A 19,632-nucleotide genomic window follows, 5' to 3' on the forward strand; every position below is an offset into this window, starting at 1 on the left:
AAAAAAGCCTCTCATTTCTGAGAGGCTTTTCTGTTGGTCTACTAGGACTCGAACCTAGAAAGACGGCACCAAAAACCGTAGTGTTACCATTACACCATAGACCAGCAGTGCAGTTAAGCGGATGCAAAATTAAAACTTTATTTAATTTATGCAAATTTTAAAGCAAACTTTTTTAAATAAAAAAAGCCTCTCATTTCTGAGAGGCTTTTCTGTTGGTCTACTAGGACTCGAACCTAGAAAGACGGCACCAAAAACCGTAGTGTTACCATTACACCATAGACCAGCAGTGCGGTTAAGCGAGTGCAAATTTAAGTCTTTATTTAGTTTGTGCAAACTTTTTGAACAAAAAAAATCATTTTTTTTGATTTTTTTTACATTAAAAAACGCTTCAACTTCAAAAACACCTCACAGACAACACATTACTTTACACTTATAGAATTATAGAATTTTTTGTTAATGCTCGTTTCTTTAAGTAAAAAAACATTTTCTTTGTAGGATAGAAAAACATTCAAATTTTTAACACCTAAATATGGCACAATTCAATTTCAATAAATGGAATACAATTATTGGTTGGTTTGCATTTGCAATCGCTTTAATAACTTACACCTTAACAGTAGAACCTACAATGAGCTTTTGGGATTGCGGAGAATATATTGCTACCGCAGCTAAACTTGAAGTAGGACACCCACCAGGAGCTCCACTTTTCCAAATGATGGGTGCATTTTTTGCAATGTTTGCCATAGATGCTCAGCATGTGGCTGTAATGGTCAACATGATGTCTGTTTTCTCTAGCGCATTTACCATATTATTTATGTTCTGGTCATCGTCTATGATTTTAAAAAAGATTGTAGCTCGTTTTGCTGAGATTGACCAAAACAATTCGATTGTTATTCTAGGAAGTTCTTTTGTAGGCGCCTTAGCATATACATTTTCAGATAGTTTTTGGTTTAATGCTGTAGAAGCCGAAGTTTATGCAATGGCTTCTTTATTAATCGCATTGCTTTTCTGGCTTGGTTTACGCTGGGAGCAAGACATGGACAAACCAAAAGGAAACAAATGGCTTTTAATTATTTCGTTGGTTGTTGGTCTTTCGTTTGGAGTTCACTTTATGGCTCTTTTGACTATTCCTTCTATTGGATTCTTATACTATTTCAAACACTACGAAAAAGTTACGATTAAGAATTTCCTTATTGCCAATGTAGTTGTTATTGGAATTTTATTATTCATTTTCAAGTTATTGCTTCCATTGACTATGGCATTTTTCGGAAAAACCGAAATTTTCATGGTAAACAGCATGGGACTTCCATTTAATTCAGGAACTATCTTTGTAGCATTATTATTTATAGCTTTCTTCTATTTTGGATTAAAATACACCAGACAAAAAGGTTTAATATTCTACAACACTATTATATTGTGTATTTTATTCATCCTAATTGGTTTCTCAACTTGGTTAATGCTGCCTGTTCGTGCAAATGCTAACACAGTTATTAACGAAAATAAACCATCTGATGCTACTGAGGTTTTAGCTTATTACAATCGTGAGCAATATGGAGTGAATCCATTGTTTTACGGACCTCAATACACTGAACTTTTCGCTGGTCTTGATGCTAAAACACCTTATTTAGACAAAAAACCAAACTACGAAAGAGATTATAAAACAGGCAAATACATTATTACCAATAATTATAAAAATGCTGAACAAAATTCTGACGACAATCAGAAAGCAATTCTGCCTAGAATGTGGAGTACCGAAACAGGTCACATTCAAAACTATATCAACTTTACAAATCCTCCAAAGTTCCGAATCAATCCTAATTATAATTATGATGAAGATTTGGCAAAATACGGAATTGACGCTAGCCAATTAAGCGAAGACGAATACAACAAAGCTACAGCTCAATTGCGCAACGAGGTTGAAAAAACAGTTTCTGAGTTTAGAAAAGCTTATGCTCAAAAACAGATTGATAACGAAGGCTACATAAAATTCTTAAAAAGTTACGGTGAATATCTACTTATCGAAAAACCATCTACAGCAGACAACTTCAGTTTTATGTTTGAATATCAATTTGGATACATGTACTGGAGATATTTAATGTGGAATTTTGTTGGACGCCAAAATGATGTTCAAGGTAAATATGATAATTTGGATGGAAACTGGATCAGCGGAATCAAAGCTTTAGACTCTGTACATTTAGGATCACAAGACAATTTGCCATCAGACGTATTAAACAACAAAGGAAGAAATGCTTATTATTTCCTTCCGTTTATCTTAGGTTTAATTGGTATCATGTACCATGCGAACAAAGACTTAAAGAGCTTCTATGTCCTTTTGGCTTTATTTTTATTTACAGGAATTGCACTGAAAATATATTTAAATGAAAGACCTTTTGAGCCTCGTGAAAGAGATTATGCGTTAGTAGGTTCCTTCTATGTCTTTGCCATCTGGATCGGATTTGGTGTTTATTCGCTTTATGAAAGCCTATACAAATATCTGGCCCCAAAAATTGCTGGACCAGTAGTCATTGCCGGAAGTTTATTGGCTGCACCAATTTTAATGGCTTCTCAAAACTGGGATGATCACGATAGATCTGGAAGATATACTGCAGTTGCGATGGCAAAAGCTTATTTAAGTTCTTGCGATAAAGATGCTATTTTATTTACCATTGGAGATAACGACACCTTCCCTCTTTGGTATGCTCAAGAAATCGAGCATTTTAGAACCGATGTTAAGATTGTAAATACGAGTTTATTTATGACAGACTGGTACATTGATCAAATGAAAGCGAAGTCTTATGAATCAAATCCGTTGCCAATTTCTTTCGTACATAGTCAATATGTTGGAGATAATTTAGATTACACGGCGTACATTCAGAAAATTGATACACGTTGGAACATTAAAGATTTTATCGATTTCATCAAAAACCCTAAATCGACTGTTGGTTTGCAAAATGGACAAACAATTCATTTCTACCCAACGAACAAGATCAGAGTAAATGTGGATAAAAACACTATTATTCAGAATAAAGTAGTTAATCCTAAATATTACGATTCTATTGTTCCTTACTTAGATATCGATATCAAAGGAAGCGCATTATACAAAAACCGTTTAATGATGCTTGATATCTTAGCAAATAACAACTGGAAGAGACCAATTTACTTTAGCGGTGGTGCTTTTGATGATGAAGATTATTTATGGTTAAAAGATTATCTGCAATTAGATGGAATGGTTTATAAATTAGTTCCGGTAAAAAATACTCCTTCTAAAGATGGCGGACCATTAGACATGGGACAAATTGATGCAGATAAAATGTACGACATTGTAATGAAATGGGATTGGGGAAATAGCAATGGAAACATTTATCATGATCCTGAAACTAGAAGAAACAGTATTACTTACCGTACCAATCTTTCTAGATTAATGAACCAGCTTATTAAAGAAGGTAAAATTGACAAGGCTAAAAATGTAATCAATTTAGCGATGACTAAAATGCCTTTGGACAAATACGGGTACTATTCATTAGTTGAAGCTTTTGCTGATGGCTATTACAAAGTTGGAGAAAAAGCCAAAGCGCAAGATCTCTTAAATAAATTAGTTCAGAAATACAAAGAGAATCTAAACTATTACAGTACATTGACTCCTTCTGACCAAACTGATTTAGCTGTAGATATTATTACAGATATTGAGCGTTACAGAAGCTTGCTACATGTAATGGATGATAATAAAGACACTGCTTTTTACAACCAACACAAAACTACATTTAACACTTACGTAAATGTTTTTGAGCGTTTTGGACGTGAAAAAGAATAAATAATATACGAAAATCTTACTTATTAAAAAAATGCAGCGCTGTTTGATAAATAGCGCTGCATTTTTTAATTTTATACATACTAATACAATTTTAATTCAAAATGAGCTTCTATTGGGTAAAAACTAACGCATTTATAAAAAAGGTGTTTTCTAAATATTGTTGGGACATTCCTAACAACGAAAAGAAAATATACCTCACTTTTGATGATGGCCCAACTCCAGAAATTACCGACTGGGTTTTATCTGAATTAAAAAAATTTGATGCAAAAGCTACTTTTTTCTGCATCGGAAAAAATATTAAAGCGAATCTGGCTTTATTTGAAAAGTTAATTACCGACGGCCATTCAATTGGCAATCACACCATGAATCATGTGAATGGATGGAAAATCCATACGAATGATTATATTGAAAATGTAAAAAACTGCGCTGCTGTTTTAGATGAGCAAGAGAAAGCTCCTCATCGTTTATTGTTCCGTCCACCTTATGGAAAGATCAAAAAAGCACAATCAAAAATCCTAAGAAGTTTAGGCTACAAAATAGTAATGTGGGATGTTTTAAGCGCAGACTTTGATCAAAGCATCACTCCAGAAAAATGCCTTGAAAATGTAACCAAAAATGTAAAATCTGGCAGTGTAATTGTTTTTCATGACAGTATTAAAGCTTCTCCAAATCTAAGATTTGCTTTGCCTCGAACACTGCATTTTTTAAAAGAAAATGGATATAAGTTTGACATTATTCACTAAATAACATCAAAAAAAAGAGAAGTTATTTAGACGTTAAATTGTTCCTGAACAATTCCAATTATAGTATTGGCATCAAGTTCTCCAGATTGCCTCCAGATCATTTGCCCTTCTTTGTAAATCATTAAAGTTGGAAGCCCTTTAATACGAAGCGCTTCTGCTAGTTCCTGATTTTTATCTACATCAATTTTGATTACTTTGGCTTTATCGCCAAGCGCAGCAGCTACATCCTTAATAACAGGATGCATAGAAACTGAAGATTCATTCCAATCTGTGTAAAAATCAATTAACACTGGAACTTGAGCATTTATTAGTTCTCCAAATTTTGACATAAAACCAAAAAATTAAGTTTTTTAAATCTATTAAAAGAAATAAATATTATACAAATGTAGCATTTTTAACGAACTAACCGACATTACGGCCTTTTTTTAGTTCAATTACTGTTATTTCAGGCATAATTCCAACTCGTCCTGGATAGGCGTGAAAACCAAATCCACGGTTAACATAAACGTATCTTCCGACGTTTTCGTACAATCCCGCCCATTGTTTATAAATGTACTGTGCTAGGCTCCATTTAAAATAGCCTGGAATCTCAATTCCAAATTGCATACCGTGCGTGTGGCCAGCGAAAGTCAGATGAAAGTTCTTTGGGTGATCTTTAATTTCGGCATCCCAATGGCTTGGATCATGGCTCATTAAAACTTTAAAATCGTCCTGATGCACATCTTTTGAAGCTTTATTTAAATCACCTGCTTTCTTAAAATTCACTCCCCAATTCTCTACTCCAATCAAAGCGATTTTATCATCGCCTTTTTGAATATAAGTATGTTCGTTCAGCATTAATTTAAAACCAATTTGACCATACAAATTTTTAATTGCCTTAAAGTTTTCGTCTTTTTCTTTTTCAGAAGGCCAAGTCACATATTCACCATAATCGTGATTTCCTAAAACTGCAAACTTCCCATATTTATAATCTTTAATACGGCTAAAAGCTTCCAGCCAAGGATGCATTTCTTTAGCATGCGTATTGACGATATCCCCAGTAAACAAAATCAAGTCTGCTTCTTGTGCATTGATCAAATCAATGGCATAATTTATTTTCTCTGGATTATCAAAACTTCCGCTGTGAACATCAGAAATCTGTGTGATTTTAAAACCGTCAAAAGCATCTGGAAGATTAGGAAAAAATACAGTTTGTTTGATTACTTTGAAATTATACTTCCCTTCAAAAATTCCGTAAATAATAGAAAGGAACGGAATTGCAGCCAACCCTAAAGCGATCTGGCTAACAAACTTTCGCCTGTCGGGCATCATTTCTTTCCGAGGAGTATTATAAACAAAATAGTTTAAGATACTTGCTCCTATCCTAAAAATATCCTCACCAAACATTATTAATGTAAGCACAATTTTAGGCACATATACCGTCAGCATCAAACCTGTGGTAAACATAAATTGCCTAGTCTGACCAACAGAGCGATCAACTTGTGAAAAAGAATAGATAATAAAGACTAAGACCAGTAAACTTATAACTTGATAGCCAATCAAAACCCAACGTGTTTTGATTAAAGTTCGAAAAGCCTGATATGAATAGAACTCAATAAATAATAAAAGAGCGCATAGAATTATAAAACGAAAGATCATTTAATATATAGTTTTAAACAAAGTAACAAAGAATGAAAATTCTATTTCTTTTTATTATAAAAAATTTAACGCTGTAAAACATAAAAAAGCTGAAAGATGTCTCTTCCAGCTTTAACCTACCAACCTTTAAAACTATTTAATCTTAAGACTTAAGAATCTTATATTATTTTGCTTTTGGAGTTTCTGTTTTTGCAGCTTCTGCTTTTTTCTCTCCTTTAGCTTTTTTGTTTGCTTTTTTATCTTGTTTTTCAGTTTTCACCTCTTTTGTTTTTGCTGGTGCTGGAGTTGTTTGTGCACTTGCCATTGCAACTGTTCCTAAAACTGCTACTGCTAAAATTGCTAATTTTTTCATGACTTTAAATTTTTTGATTGTTATTTTCATTATTTATAAGTCAAAGGTATAATCACAAAATGAAGACAAAATGAAGAAAAAGTCTTACAGAGAATTTTAACTTTTAATTGTGATTTTGAAACCATAATTTAAAAGAAGTGCCTTGCCCTAATTGAGATTCTACAGTAACTTCTATATGGTGAAAAGAGGCAATACTCTTAGCAATTGCAAGACCTAAGCCCTGCCCTTCCTGATCATAACTAATTCTGGTAAAACGGCTGAATATTTTTTCCAGTTGCGATTCATCCATTCCAATGCCAGAATCTTTTACCAAAATATAATAATGGTTATCATCATAACCGTCTTCAATGACAATCTTTCCTTGTGGTTTATTATACTTTATGGCATTGGTTACTAAATTATAAATCAGAATATGAATTAAAGTTTTGTTTCCAATAAAAACAAAGGCATTTTGCATTCTATTTTGAAACTGAATTTCTTTATCATCTATACGATCTTGAAGGTCTTCCTGTAAATCAGAAACAATTTCGCGAAGATTAATCTCTTCATTCAACTCATATTGATTATTATCTATTCTAGAAATCAGTAATAAATTATTGATAATTTTTTTCAGCATATCCAGCGTCTTTAGAGATCCTGCAATTTTATCAAACGCATTATCATCTAAAGATTCGTTCTGTAGCAAGTTTTCAAGTTTATTTTTAAGCAATGCGATCGGAGTTAAAAGCTCGTGCGAAACATTCGAAATAAACTGCTTTTCTTTTTTAAAGACTTCGGCAATACGATCCATCATTTGATTCAAAACAAAATCCAATTCCCTAAAATCTCTTGAAGCCGCTTTTATCGGAGTATGATCAAACATTTCAGGTTCGTTTACCCGCCTGATCTTTGTATCAATAATTTTATAAAATGGTTTTAAAAGATATTCAATGTAAAAAGTATCAGCCAAAAAAGTAATAAATAGAATGATAACAAAAACAATGATAATAAAAAGCTTTATTACAAAAGTCAAATCGTTTACCTCGCTTAAACTACTTCCAATTTCAAGCTGATAATCTTGCCCTTCGTATGTAAAATGATGCTGCAATATTCTGTATTCGCTTTCTTCATTTTCAATCTTGCGATATTCGTTTGTAAAAGTTGTTTTTTTCTGATGCGGTTTTATCGGCATTCTGGAAAGCACTAGAAATTCGCTATGAAGTGTCGAAAATTCAGAAAAGGTCTCTGTAGTATCATCTGGATTTTCTATAAAATCATTGATTTCTTCTTGATTAAGATGCTCAATAAACTTTTTCTTTTTCTCCAGCAGACTATTATTAATATGATGGTACACCACATTTTCTACCAAAATAGGAAGCATTAGCCATAAAATCAAAATGACCAGCAGTCTGGTCATGGCATTAAAAATGGCTAATTGATGTTTTATTTTCACAAGAATAATTTTATTCGTTTATACGATAACCCACATTACGAACAGTTTCAAACCAATCTATAGTCGTATGTTTATCTAATTTCTTTCTGAGATTTCGAACATGAACATCTATAAAATTAGAATCTGAATTCACTTCCAGAATATCGCCCCAAATATGTTCGGTCAATTGTAACCTTGTAATCACTCGATTTTTATTGAGAACTAGATACTGAAAAATATCAAATTCTTTTTTGGTAAGACTTAACGGAGTTTCATTAAAGCTCACTTTATAATCCTGAAGCTGCAACAGAAAACCATGAATGCTTAAATTGTTTAAAGTAAAACCATGAATCCTACGAATTACAGCAAACAGCCTTGCTGCCAATTCTGTCAAAGCAAAAGGTTTTGTCAAATAATCGTCGGCTCCAAGATGAAGTCCGTTAATCCTGTCATCCAATTCTCCGCGCGCTGTAAGTACAATTACAGCAATCTTTGATTTTGTTTTTCGAATCGTCTGTAAAACCTCAAAACCGTCTCCATCAGGCAAACCCAAATCCAATAGCATGGCATCGTAATCATTGCTTCCAAATTCTTCCAAAGCTTCAGCACAGTTATTTGCAATTTTACAGATATAACCTGCATTGCACAAAAAATCGTAAACTTCTATAGCAAGTTCTTTATTATCTTCAACAATTAAAATATTCATACACATGGCATTTAAGCATTACTAAAATTAATCAATTCTCAAAAGTTCAGCTACACATTATTAAAAAATTAACTAATGAAAAAAGCTGATAAATTTCTTCATCAGCTTCTTCAATCGCATTCTCATAATCATTATTCCTGTTTTGCCTTCGTTCATTACAATGGTTCGAAAACAAAACGAGAGCAATTCTTATTTTTTTACAGGTGCTACTTCTTCTTTTGAAGTATCAGCTTTTGCTTTTTTATCTCCTTTATGATGATGTTTTGTAGCTTTTACTTCTTTTGTCGGTGTTGTTTGAGCTGGAGTTGTTTGAGCGCTTACCATTACAGTTGTTCCTAAAACTGCTGCCAATACAATAAATAAATTTTTCATGATTTCTATTTTTTTTGATTATTTGTTATTTTTTCATTTTTGCAGTTTCTGGTTTAGCTGCCTCTGTTTTTGGCACTTCACTTTTCACTGATTTTGTTTTTTGATCTGATTTGCTTTTTTTAGGATGTTTTGTTGCTTTTACTTCTTTCGCCGGAGCTTCTTTTCCATCTTTTGCAGGAAATGCGTGAACCATTGCACTTGTTCCTAAAACTGCTACTAGTAACATTAATAAATTTCTCATGATTTCTAAGATTTAAGAATTAATAACCTTTTATTTTACAGATCAAAATTACTTTCGTAACATGAAGAGAAAATGAAGAAATCACTGAATAATTTTTTTTAACTTGATATTAACTTTTGCATTTTTTTCTACCATATAAGTTATATAAGTTCATTTAAAAATTCTGCAGCAATACTATTTATCATAATCATTAGATTCGCTGTGGCTTATCTCTACAGTGTGCATGTTGCTAAAATGAATTTATATAACTTATATGGTAAAAATTTTCATTTTTGACAATTTTTGAGAACTCAATTGTTTATTTTTACAGACTAATATTTTTAATATGTCGACTCAAAAACGCCTTTTTCTTCTAGATGCTTATGCATTAATTTTTCGTGGTTATTACGCTTTTATTAAAAACCCGAGAATCAACTCAAAAGGAATGGATACATCTGCAATTATGGGTTTTATGAACTCACTTTTGGATGTTATTAAAAGAGAAAAACCAGATCACTTGGCTGTTGCTTTTGATAAAGGCGGAAGTCATGTAAGAACTGAAATGTTTGTTGATTACAAAGCCAATAGAGATGCAACACCTGAAGCAATTAAAATTGCTGTTCCATATATTCAGGAATTATTAAAAGCCATGCACATTCCAATTATTGAACTTGAAGGTTGTGAAGCCGATGATTTAATTGGAACAATTGCGAAACAGGCAGAAAAACAAAACTACAAAGTCTACATGGTGACTCCAGATAAGGATTTTGCCCAGTTAGTTTCTGAAAACATTTTTATGTATAAACCTGCCCGTATGGGTAACGGAATCGAAATTTGGGGAGTTCCTGAAGTTTTGGCAAAATTTGAAATTGAAAGGCCTGAACAGGTAATCGATTTTCTTGGAATGATGGGTGATGCAATTGATAATATTCCAGGATTACCAGGTGTTGGAGAAGTGACTGCTAAAAAGTTTCTTAAAGAATTTGGAACTATGGAAAACCTTTTAGAAAATACACATTTACTAAAAGGTAAAATGAAAGAAAATATTGAAGCGAATAAAGACAAAGGCATTCTTTCTAAAAAACTGGCCGCAATTATCACGGATTGTGATGTGGCTTTTAATGAAGAAGATTACGAACTTTCTCGTCCAGATATTGAAAAAACAGATGCTATTTTTCAGGAATTGGAATTTAGAAGAATGGCAGAGCAATTTGACAATTTGTTTAAAACTGATGGCGCTCAAACTGCTGCTCCAGCTCCTGATGCCAAATTGTACAAAAAAGCACAACCTAAAAACGAAGACCAATTTGATCTTTTTGGAAGTGGAAATACTAATGGGGAAAATGCTGAAATCGAAAGAACTTCGTTTTATAATACTTTAGAAAACACAGAGCATTTTTACCAAACCATTCAAGGCGATTTAGGCATTAAAATGCTTTTGCAGAATTTACAAAAACAGACTTCAGTTTGTTTTGATACTGAAACTACAGGAATCGATGCTTTACATGCAGAATTGGTTGGAATGTCTTTCTCTTACGAAAAAGGAAAAGCATTTTATGTGCCATTTCCAGAAAGTCAGGAAGAAGCAAAAGCTTTGGTAGATAAATTTGTCCCGTTTTTTGAAAATGAAAACATTGAGAAAATCGGACAGAATTTAAAATACGATTTAAAAATCCTATCTAATTATGGTGTTTCTGTAAAAGGAAAACTTTTTGATACCATGATTGCGCATTATTTGATTAATCCAGATATGCGTCATAATATGGATATTTTAGCAGAAACGTATTTGAAATATTCTCCAAAATCTATTGAATCTTTAATTGGTAAAAAAGGGAAAAATCAGCTTAATATGCGCGATGTTCCTTTGGAAGATATTAAAGAATATGCGGCAGAAGATGCCGATATTACATTACAATTAAAAGAAATCTTTACAACAGAATTAGATAAAACAGAAACTAAAAAGTTATTTGACGAAATCGAAATTCCATTAGTAAGCGTATTGGCCGATATGGAAACGGAAGGAATTCGTTTGGATGTAGATTTCTTAAAAGCAATGTCTTCTGAAATGGAAGTTGAAATCAAAGCTTTAGAAGAAAAAATATATGAAACCGCTGGCGAGAAATTCAACTTGGCCTCTCCAAAACAATTAGGAGATATTTTGTTTGAAAAACTAAAAATTGGCGGCGCTAAGCAAAAGAAAACCAAAACTGGACAATATGCAACTGGCGAAGAAGTTTTGACTTATTTGGCCAATGACAACCCAATTGTAAAACAAATTTTGGATTGGCGTCAAATGGTAAAATTACAGAGTACGTACATTCTAGCTTTACCAGAACAGGTAGACAAAAAAACTTTACGCGTTCATACCGATTATATGCAGACGGTTGCCGCAACTGGGCGTTTAAGTTCTAACAATCCGAACTTGCAGAACATTCCGATTCGTACCGAAAGAGGACGCCAGATTCGTAAAGCTTTTGTTGCTCGCGATGAAAACCATACTTTAATCTCTGCCGATTACTCTCAAATCGAATTGAGAATTATTGCCGCTTTGAGTGGTGAAGAAAATATGATTGCAGCTTTCCAAAATGGAGAAGACATTCACAGAGCTACCGCTGCAAAAGTTTTTGATGTTGCCTTAGAAGAAGTTTCTCGTGAACAAAGAAGCAATGCTAAAACAGTAAACTTCGGAATTATTTATGGTGTTTCTGCTTTTGGATTGAGTAATCAAACTTCACTTTCTAGAAGTGAAAGCGCTGCATTAATTGATGCTTATTATAAAACATATCCTCGTCTTAAATCTTATATTTCAGAACAAGTCGAATTTGCACGAGAAAAAGGCTACGTACAAACTATTTTAGGTCGTCGCAGATATTTAAAAGATATTAATTCTGCCAACGCCGTTGTAAGAAGCGCTGCAGAACGAAATGCTGTAAATGCACCAATTCAAGGAAGCGCTGCCGATGTCATTAAAATCGCAATGATCAATATTCATAAAAAACTTCGTGACGAAAACTGGAAATCAAAAATGTTACTACAAGTACATGATGAGCTTGTGTTCGATGTTCACAACGACGAACTCGAAAAAATCCAACCTATGATTAAACACGAAATGGAAAATGCTTTCAAATTGTCAGTCCCTTTAGAAGTTGAACTTGGAATGGGTAAAGATTGGCTAGAAGCTCACTAAAAAAATTATTCTTCACACTTAAAGACCGTTCAAATTTGAACGGTTTTTTTATTCATTAAAAACAACATTGTAAGAATCTTACTTTTGCTACTTTTACAGTTTTATAACAACCTTTAAAGATTTAAAAGAAAGTAAAATGAAGAAATATTTCTTATACCTATTTCTGCTTTATTCAACAATTGCAATTTGTCAGAGCAAAATTTATTATCTAGAAGGAACTTTAGGCAAAAGCACTATTTTCATGACTGTTCAAGTCTACAACTCAGATAATGAGAATAATCTCAATGCCGTATATTTCTATAAAAGTTCATTAAAAGATATTAAGCTGGAAGGAAAATTAAAGGATGGCAATAATTTTACTTTCTATTTTAAACCTGGCGATAATATTACTGAGAAATTCTACCTGAAAAAATCGGGCAATAATTTTGATGGATTTTGGTATGATGCTAAAGAAAAACAATTGGCTGTTCATCTTGAACCAGTAAATTTTGATAATTACAAATCAAATCTCAAAATTAGGTTTGACGAAGAACGTCTTAATCTAGTGAAATACAAATTCCTTGAATTCAAAAAACAGAAAACCACACTTTACAACAATAAAGAATTTGTTTGGTATTCTGAGAAACATTGCGATTCTGATTTTTTTAGATTAGGAAACAATTTTACAGCAAAAAACAAGGCTTTGATTAATCCGATCTTAGAAAGTATACATATTGAAAATACATTATCTCAGCTTAATTGCGCTTCTAGTTTTGAATACAGCCAAGGAAAAGGCATTGAAGGAAATACAACAATTAACTTTCTGAATAATGATTTATTAGGTTTTCAAGTTTCGATGTTTTGGGACTGCGGAGGCGCTCATCCCGATTTTGGAAGTAGCGGTTATCTTATTGATTTAAACAACGGAAAACAATATGGAATTGATGATATTCTAGCTTTTGACAAAAGCGTAACTGGCGACAAAGAGAATAATTTTGATGCTTTTTCAAAATACAGAAGCACTTATTTTGCACCAAAATTACTGGCTGTACTTAACTCTCAGGAACATTTTGAAAAACCAAAAAACGATGACGATCCTTGCGATTATACCAACGAAGAATATTGGGATTTTCCTTCTTGGAATTACACAGAAAAAGGAATTGAATTTACTCCTATTTTTTATAGAGCAGCAAGATCTTGTGAAGAATCTTTTTTAGTTCCCTTTGAGAAATTAAAAAAGTATAAGAACCCAAAATTTCCTTATTCATTATAATAAAAAAGCCATCCGTTGCGGATGGCTTTTATTATTTTATACTTTTCTTGTAGATTCTCTTTCTTTCAATTTTGTCTTGATGACAATCGTTTCATATTCAGAAACTGTTCCTTCCGGCTCTTCCAATCTTTCAATTAATCTTTTTGCAGCAACTTCTCCAATTTCAACACCATGCTGACTTACCGTAGTCAAACTTGGCGATAAACGTCTTGAAGCCAAAATACCATCTGCAAAACCAATAATCGAAATATCTTCTGGAACTCTATATCCTTTTTTCAAACTTACTCGCAAAGCTGCAACTGAATCATTTTCATCCAAGGCAAAAATTCCGTCAATTTTATTGTCAAAAATTGCATCAATTTTACTTTTCATGTCATCTTCAGAATCGGTACGAAGAATGATTTTTTCATTAACCGGAATATTGTTGTCTTTTAACGCTTTCAAATATCCATCGGCTCTTAATTTCCCAACACTCAAATTATCTACAGAAGATATTAAAGCGATATTTTTACATCCAAGATTAATTAAATGCTGTGTCGAATTTAATGCTGAATCAAAATCATCTACAACAACCTTATCACAGTCTACTTCATCAGCAATACGGTCAAACATCACAATTGGCGTTCCATCATTAATAATTTCCGAAAAGTGATTGTAATCCTGAAGCTTTTGAGCTTCCTCAGAAACTGAAAGAATAAATCCGTCAATAGTTCCGTTGCTTAACATTTCAAGCGTGTGAATTTCTTTTTCTAAAGATTCGTTAGAGATACAGGTAATTACATTATATCCTTTTTTATCGGCAACTTTCTCAATACCGCTAAAAACTTTCGCAAAGAAAGAATTTAAAATATTCGGAATAATTACTCCAATCGTTTTTGTTTTACGATTCTTTAGATTCAAACCAATGACATTCGGCTTATAGTTTTTGAGTTTGGCATACTCCTTAATCTTCACCTTCGTTTGTTCACTAATTTCTGGACTGTCATTCAACGCTTTAGATACAGTCGAAACAGAAACACCAAGTTCTTTCGCAATTTGTTTTAGAGTTGCTTTAGCTTTCATCCAATTGAATTTTATGTAATTAATACAAATATAGTAGAATTACCTAAAATAAAACAAAAACAAGCTATTAGTATTTAAAAATATAAGTCATTTCGAAATAATATTTAATTAAACAGAGATTTTAAAACCGCTCTTACTAAAATTTCGTTAATAACTAAATACCAGTTAACTAAAAAACCAATGTTGTTAACCTAATAAAAAACTTGATTATGAAAAACGAAGTTAAAATTCATGAAGTTAACCCTTCACTGGATAGCAGAAGGAGCTTTCTTAAGCTCAGCGGATTAACATTAATGACCACAGGTCTAGTTTTGGCTGGCTGTAGCGATAATGACAACAACAATGATATGCCAGACACTTCTTTGCCAGGAGTAAGAAATGGTGTTTTTGATTTAGGCTCCGGAGATTTTGGAGTATTAACCTATGCTTATGCTCTAGAACAATTAGAAGCCGACTTTTATACTAAAGTAGTAAATTCGAGCAGTTTCAACACTGTCTTCAGTAGTCTTGAACGCGAAGTTTTGACTGATTTATACCATCACGAAGTGGTTCACAGAGATTTCTTCAAAGCTGCATTAAATGGAGCACTTCCCGATCCAAGTTCACAATTACTTCCTTCTTTAGCCTTTAATTATGGTTCTTTAAATTTCAACAGCCGCACCGAAGTTCTAGCTACTGCAAAAGCACTAGAAGATACTGGCGTTGCTGCTTATAACGGAGCAGGAAGATTAATTAAAACAGCAGACTACTTATTATTGGCCGGAAAAATTGTTTCGGTTGAAGCCAGACATGCTGCCGCAATAAGAAGCTTAATCAATCCGAATTCAAAAGATTTTGCCGGAGACGATATTGTAAATATGTCAACAGGTTTAGATGACGCAAAAGATCCATCTAAAATCCTACCGATTGCTGCTGGTTTTATTACCACAAAATTTACAGCTAAATACTTGCCTTAATCTTAACCGCTAAAACTTAGAAATTATGAACATTTTAAAATTTATAGAATCCTTTACTGATGATAATTTGATGAATAGCACTGGTTCTCGAAGAGACAGTTTTACACAGTTTGGGAATATTGGAAAAAATTTAGCTTTAGCATCAATTCCATTCGGATTGTCAGCTCTTACCAATAAAGCTTTTGCAAAAGACATTACAGCAACACCGGCAACACCTATTGGAGCTTTACAATTTGCTCTGACCTTAGAATATCTTGAAAACGAATTTTACGCCATGGCTTTAGATTCTGGAGTAATTCCGGCTTCTGAAAATGGCGGGCGTGATTTAAAAGTATTTCAGCAAATAGCGGCGCACGAATCTGATCATGTTAAATTTTTAATTGCTGGTTTAGGCGGTACAGCAAGTGCCAATTTCGTTCCTAAACCTACTTTTGACTTTACGGTTGGCGGTGCTTTTGATCCTTTTCATGATTACCCAACATTTTTAGCTTTAGCCCAAGCTTTTGAAGATACTGGAGTTCGAGCCTACAAAGGACAAGCTGCTAACTTAATTACTACACCCGATTTATTGACTGCTGCATTGCAGATTCATTCTGTTGAAGCACGTCATGCTTCTGAAGTCAGACGATTAAGAGGTTTAAAAGGATGGATCTCTAATGCCGAACGAGGTGCGGGCATGCCAGCAGCGACACAAGCAGTTTATGATGGCGAAGGCGTAACCATGCAGGCAGGATTTAATACAGCAACTGCTTTTGGACCTGCAGCAGGCTCAGAAGCTTATGATGAGCCACTTACAACTCAGCAGGTTGTAGACATCGCTAATATATTTATCGTATAATTACTTTTTTCTCTAAATATTTAACCGTCTTGACATTATTGTAGAGACGGTTTTTTTATTCATTAATTAATTAAAAAACTGAACCCCTGATTTTCAGGATATAAAATATTCTTTTCAGGTATTTGGTTTTAAAATAATTAATTGTACTTTTGCATCCCCTTTATTGGGGATGGAATGTTTAATTAAAATAATATTATGGACGCATTAAGCTACAAAACAGTTTCAGCAAGTAAAGCCACTGTAACTAAAGAGTGGATTGTTGTTGACGCTGAAGGTCATAACTTAGGACGTCTTGCTTCTAAAGTTGCAATGATTTTAAGAGGTAAGTACAAGCCAAGTTACACACCGCACGTTGACTGTGGAGATAACGTAATTGTTATCAACTCAGAAAAAATTAACCTTACAGGTACAAAAATGAATGACAAAATTTACATGCGTCATACAGGTTACCCAGGAGGACAAAGAACTTTAACTGCTAAAGTATTGCAAGCTAAAAATCCAGCTGCATTAGTAGAAAAAGCTGTAAAAGGTATGTTACCTAAAAACAAATTAGGAGCAGAACTTTTTAGAAATCTAAATGTTGTTGTAGGAGCTGAGCACAAACATGGAGCTCAAAAACCTAGAACTGTTAACCTAAATGATCTTAAGTAATGGGAGTTATTCACAAAATCGGTAGAAGAAAAACCGCTGTTGCACGTGTATACGTTTCTGAAGGAACTGGAAACATCACTGTAAACAAAAAAGAATTCGCAACTTACTTTCCAACTGCAACTTTACAATACAAAGTTTTACAACCGCTTTCTATGACAGAAAACGCTGGTAACTTTGATGTAAAAGTAAACGTTTACGGAGGTGGTACAACTGGTCAAGCAGAAGCTGTAAGAATGGCATTAGCACGCGTAATGTGCGAAGTTAACGCTGAAAACAGAGGAATCCTTAAACCAGAAGGTTTATTAACAAGAGACCCAAGAATGGTTGAACGTAAGAAATTCGGTCAGAAGAAAGCTCGTAAGAGATTCCAGTTCTCTAAACGTTAATATTACCTGTCTTGTTCAAATGGGACAAGACATTATCAATTATTTATTGAAATTAAAAAACACAGTTATTGTTGCTCTCCTATCGAGGTAGGATATAGTTTAGCATCTAAATGTATAAAGCCAGAGAAATCGCCATTTATACATTGCTAATCAACAGAACGTAAACTAGTACAAAAATGGCAAACAAAATAGAAGTAAAAGAATTACTAGAAGCAGGTGTTCACTTCGGACACATGACTAGAAAATGGGATCCAAATATGGCTCCTTACATTTATATGGAGCGTAATGGTATTCACATTATCAATCTATATAAAACTGCAGCTAAAATTGAAGAGGCTAACGAAGCTTTGAAAAAAATCGCTGCATCAGGTAGAAAAATTTTATTCGTAGCTACCAAAAAACAAGCAAAAGACATCGTTGCTGATAAAGCAAAAGCTGCAAACATGCCTTACATCACTGAAAGATGGCCAGGTGGAATGTTGACTAACTTCGTAACTATCAGAAAGGCAGTTAAAAAAATGTCTTCTATTGATAAAATGAAGAAAGATGGTACTTTCAACACTTTATCTAAAAAAGAGCGTTTACAAGTTGATCGTCTACGTGCTAAATTAGAGAAAAACTTAGGTTCAATTGCTGATATGTCTAGATTACCTGCAGCATTGTTCGTAGTAGATATCAAAGCTGAACACATCGCAATAAAAGAAGCTCAAAAATTAAACATTCCAGTTTTCGCAATGGTTGATACGAATTCTGACCCAAGAGAGGTTGATTACGTGATTCCTGCAAATGATGATGCTTCTAAATCAATTGACAAAATTTTATCTTTAGTGACTACTGCAGTAATCGAAGGTCTTTCTGACAGAGGTGCTGAAAAAGAAGTTGAAGCTGCTGAAGAAGCTCCTGCTGTTGAGGCTGAAGCTGCTGCTCCTGCAACTGAAGAATAAATCAAAATTTAAATTCCAAATTTTAAATTCCAAAATCCAACCAGAATTAAAAACGTTATGTTGATAATTTATTAAAATTGGAGTTTGGGATTTAAAAGCTGGAATTTTTTACTTTTAAAAACATATTAAAACTTAAAATATTATGGCAACAATTACTGCTGCAGACGTAAATAAATTAAGACAATCTACAGGTGCCGGAATGATGGACTGTAAAAAGGCTTTAGTTGAAGCTGAAGGTGATTTCGATAAAGCTATCCAAATCCTTAGAGAAAAAGGACAAAAAGTTGCTGCTAACCGTTCTGACCGTGAGTCTTCTGAAGGAGCTGCTGTTTCTTTTATCAATGCTGACCACACTAAAGGAGCTATCATCACTTTAAACTGCGAAACTGACTTCGTAGGTAAAAATGAAGCTTTCGTAACTTTAGCTAAAGATTTAGTTGAAAGAGCTATCAACTTCTCTAATAAAGAAGAATTTTTAGCTTCTGATTTCAACGGAATCACTGTTGCTGAAAAATTAATCGAGCAAACTGGTGTTATCGGTGAGAAAATCGAAATCGGTGGTTTTGAAATTTTAGAAGGTGCTTACGTTGGATCTTATGTTCACGTTAATAAAATTGCTGCTTTAACTGCAATTTCTGCTCCAGTTGCTAACGCTGAAGCTTTAACAAAAGACGTTTCTATGCAAGTTGCTTCTATGGGAGCTGATACATTATCTTACAAAGATTTTGATCCTGCTTTCGTTGAATCTGAACTTGCTGCTCGTATTGCTGTAATCGAAAAGGACAATGAAGAAGCTGCACGTTTAGGAAAAACTTTAAAAAATGTTCCTAAATACATCTCTTTCTCTCAATTAACTCCTGAGGTTATCAAACAAGCTGAAGAAGATGCTAAAGCTGAATTAAAAGCTGAAGGTAAACCAGAGCAAATCTGGGATAAAATTCTTCCAGGTAAAGTTCAACGTTTTATCTCTGACAACACTACTTTAGATCAAGAGAAAGCTCTTTTAGATCAAAACTTCATCAAAGATGACAGTAAAAAAGTTGGTGATTACGTAAAAGGATTCAATGTTGAAATTACAGGTTTCAAAAGAGTTACTTTAGGTTAAT

General features: G+C 33.4%; 18 protein-coding genes and 2 tRNA genes. 10 read left to right on the forward strand and 10 right to left on the reverse strand.

What is annotated here, in order from left to right:
* Positions 1-33 precede the first annotated feature (33 nt).
* A tRNA-Gln gene (locus LPB248_RS07960) sits at positions 34-104 on the reverse strand.
* Between the two features lie 108 nt (positions 105-212).
* Positions 213-283: transfer RNA gene (locus LPB248_RS07965), tRNA-Gln, on the reverse strand.
* A gap of 246 nt (positions 284-529) precedes the next feature.
* On the opposite strand from LPB248_RS07965, the gene LPB248_RS07970 reads away from it, so the two are divergent.
* Together LPB248_RS07970 and LPB248_RS07975 are read left to right on the forward strand one after the other, a co-directional pair.
* Positions 530-3,808 carry a DUF2723 domain-containing protein gene (locus LPB248_RS07970; RefSeq protein ID WP_177210964.1) on the forward strand — a complete coding sequence of 1,093 codons (3,279 nt, stop codon included), beginning with the start codon at positions 530-532 and terminating at the stop codon, positions 3,806-3,808.
* A 101-nt stretch (positions 3,809-3,909) separates the two neighbouring features.
* Positions 3,910-4,551 carry a polysaccharide deacetylase family protein gene (locus LPB248_RS07975; protein ID WP_111379249.1) on the forward strand — a complete coding sequence of 214 codons (642 nt, stop codon included), beginning with the start codon at positions 3,910-3,912 and terminating at the stop codon, positions 4,549-4,551.
* A gap of 26 nt (positions 4,552-4,577) precedes the next feature.
* On the opposite strand, the gene LPB248_RS07980 is transcribed toward LPB248_RS07975, so the two are convergent.
* The 7 genes from LPB248_RS07980 to LPB248_RS08010 form a co-directional block, all read right to left on the reverse strand.
* Complete coding sequence (locus tag LPB248_RS07980; protein ID WP_008466807.1) at positions 4,578-4,880, reverse strand: thioredoxin family protein; 303 nt, start codon at positions 4,878-4,880, stop codon at positions 4,578-4,580.
* A 73-nt stretch (positions 4,881-4,953) separates the two neighbouring features.
* Positions 4,954-6,189 (reverse strand): metallophosphoesterase, encoded by a 1,236-nt coding sequence (locus LPB248_RS07985; RefSeq protein WP_177210965.1) that lies wholly within the window; start codon positions 6,187-6,189, stop codon positions 4,954-4,956.
* Positions 6,190-6,352: 163 nt separating this feature from the next.
* Positions 6,353-6,541, reverse strand: a complete 189-nt coding sequence (locus LPB248_RS07990; RefSeq protein ID WP_177210966.1) for a hypothetical protein — start codon at positions 6,539-6,541, stop codon at positions 6,353-6,355.
* 103 nt (positions 6,542-6,644) lie between these two features.
* A complete protein-coding gene (locus LPB248_RS07995; RefSeq protein ID WP_255463049.1) occupies positions 6,645-7,973 on the reverse strand; it encodes a sensor histidine kinase in 1,329 nt (442 codons plus the stop codon).
* 10 nt (positions 7,974-7,983) lie between these two features.
* The gene (locus LPB248_RS08000) at positions 7,984-8,658 is read right to left on the reverse strand and encodes a response regulator transcription factor (protein WP_177210967.1); all 675 of its coding nucleotides are present in this window, start codon (positions 8,656-8,658) and stop codon (positions 7,984-7,986) included.
* Positions 8,659-8,847: 189 nt separating this feature from the next.
* On the reverse strand, positions 8,848-9,030 hold the full coding sequence (locus LPB248_RS08005; protein ID WP_177210968.1) for a hypothetical protein: 183 nt from the start codon (positions 9,028-9,030) through the stop codon (positions 8,848-8,850).
* A 25-nt stretch (positions 9,031-9,055) separates the two neighbouring features.
* Entirely contained in the window at positions 9,056-9,271 is a 216-nt protein-coding gene (locus tag LPB248_RS08010) for a hypothetical protein (RefSeq protein ID WP_177210969.1), read from the reverse strand.
* Positions 9,272-9,596: 325 nt separating this feature from the next.
* On the opposite strand from LPB248_RS08010, the gene polA reads away from it, so the two are divergent.
* Positions 9,597-12,437: a DNA polymerase I gene (gene polA, locus LPB248_RS08015; protein ID WP_177210970.1), complete on the forward strand. Its 2,841-nt coding sequence runs from the start codon at positions 9,597-9,599 to the stop codon at positions 12,435-12,437.
* A 136-nt stretch (positions 12,438-12,573) separates the two neighbouring features.
* Positions 12,574-13,689, forward strand: coding sequence for a hypothetical protein (locus LPB248_RS08020; protein WP_177210971.1), 1,116 nt, complete (start codon positions 12,574-12,576; stop codon positions 13,687-13,689).
* A gap of 36 nt (positions 13,690-13,725) precedes the next feature.
* Here the strand turns inward: LPB248_RS08020 and LPB248_RS08025 are convergent, their stop codons facing one another.
* Entirely contained in the window at positions 13,726-14,751 is a 1,026-nt protein-coding gene (locus LPB248_RS08025) for a LacI family DNA-binding transcriptional regulator (protein WP_177210972.1), read from the reverse strand.
* 209 nt (positions 14,752-14,960) lie between these two features.
* On the opposite strand from LPB248_RS08025, the gene LPB248_RS08030 reads away from it, so the two are divergent.
* The 6 genes from LPB248_RS08030 to tsf all read left to right on the forward strand — a co-directional run bounded on the left by LPB248_RS08030 (position 14,961) and on the right by tsf (position 19,631).
* Positions 14,961-15,707, forward strand: coding sequence for a ferritin-like domain-containing protein (locus LPB248_RS08030; protein WP_177210973.1), 747 nt, complete (start codon positions 14,961-14,963; stop codon positions 15,705-15,707).
* Positions 15,708-15,732: 25 nt separating this feature from the next.
* On the forward strand, positions 15,733-16,545 hold the full coding sequence (locus LPB248_RS08035) for a ferritin-like domain-containing protein (RefSeq protein ID WP_177210974.1): 813 nt from the start codon (positions 15,733-15,735) through the stop codon (positions 16,543-16,545).
* A 195-nt stretch (positions 16,546-16,740) separates the two neighbouring features.
* The gene (gene rplM, locus LPB248_RS08040; RefSeq protein ID WP_111379262.1) at positions 16,741-17,196 is read left to right on the forward strand and encodes a 50S ribosomal protein L13; all 456 of its coding nucleotides are present in this window, start codon (positions 16,741-16,743) and stop codon (positions 17,194-17,196) included.
* On the forward strand, positions 17,196-17,582 hold the full coding sequence (gene rpsI / locus LPB248_RS08045; protein WP_035645327.1) for a 30S ribosomal protein S9: 387 nt from the start codon (positions 17,196-17,198) through the stop codon (positions 17,580-17,582). The genes rplM and rpsI overlap by 1 nt, the downstream gene beginning before the upstream one ends.
* 176 nt (positions 17,583-17,758) lie before the next feature.
* Positions 17,759-18,526 (forward strand): 30S ribosomal protein S2, encoded by a 768-nt coding sequence (rpsB, locus tag LPB248_RS08050; RefSeq protein ID WP_177210975.1) that lies wholly within the window; start codon positions 17,759-17,761, stop codon positions 18,524-18,526.
* Between the two features lie 142 nt (positions 18,527-18,668).
* Entirely contained in the window at positions 18,669-19,631 is a 963-nt protein-coding gene (gene tsf / locus LPB248_RS08055; protein WP_111426206.1) for a translation elongation factor Ts, read from the forward strand.
* Position 19,632: the final 1 nt, after the last annotated feature.

The organism is Flavobacterium sp. LPB0248 (assembly GCF_013388355.1).
Lineage (GTDB): Bacteria > Bacteroidota > Bacteroidia > Flavobacteriales > Flavobacteriaceae > Flavobacterium.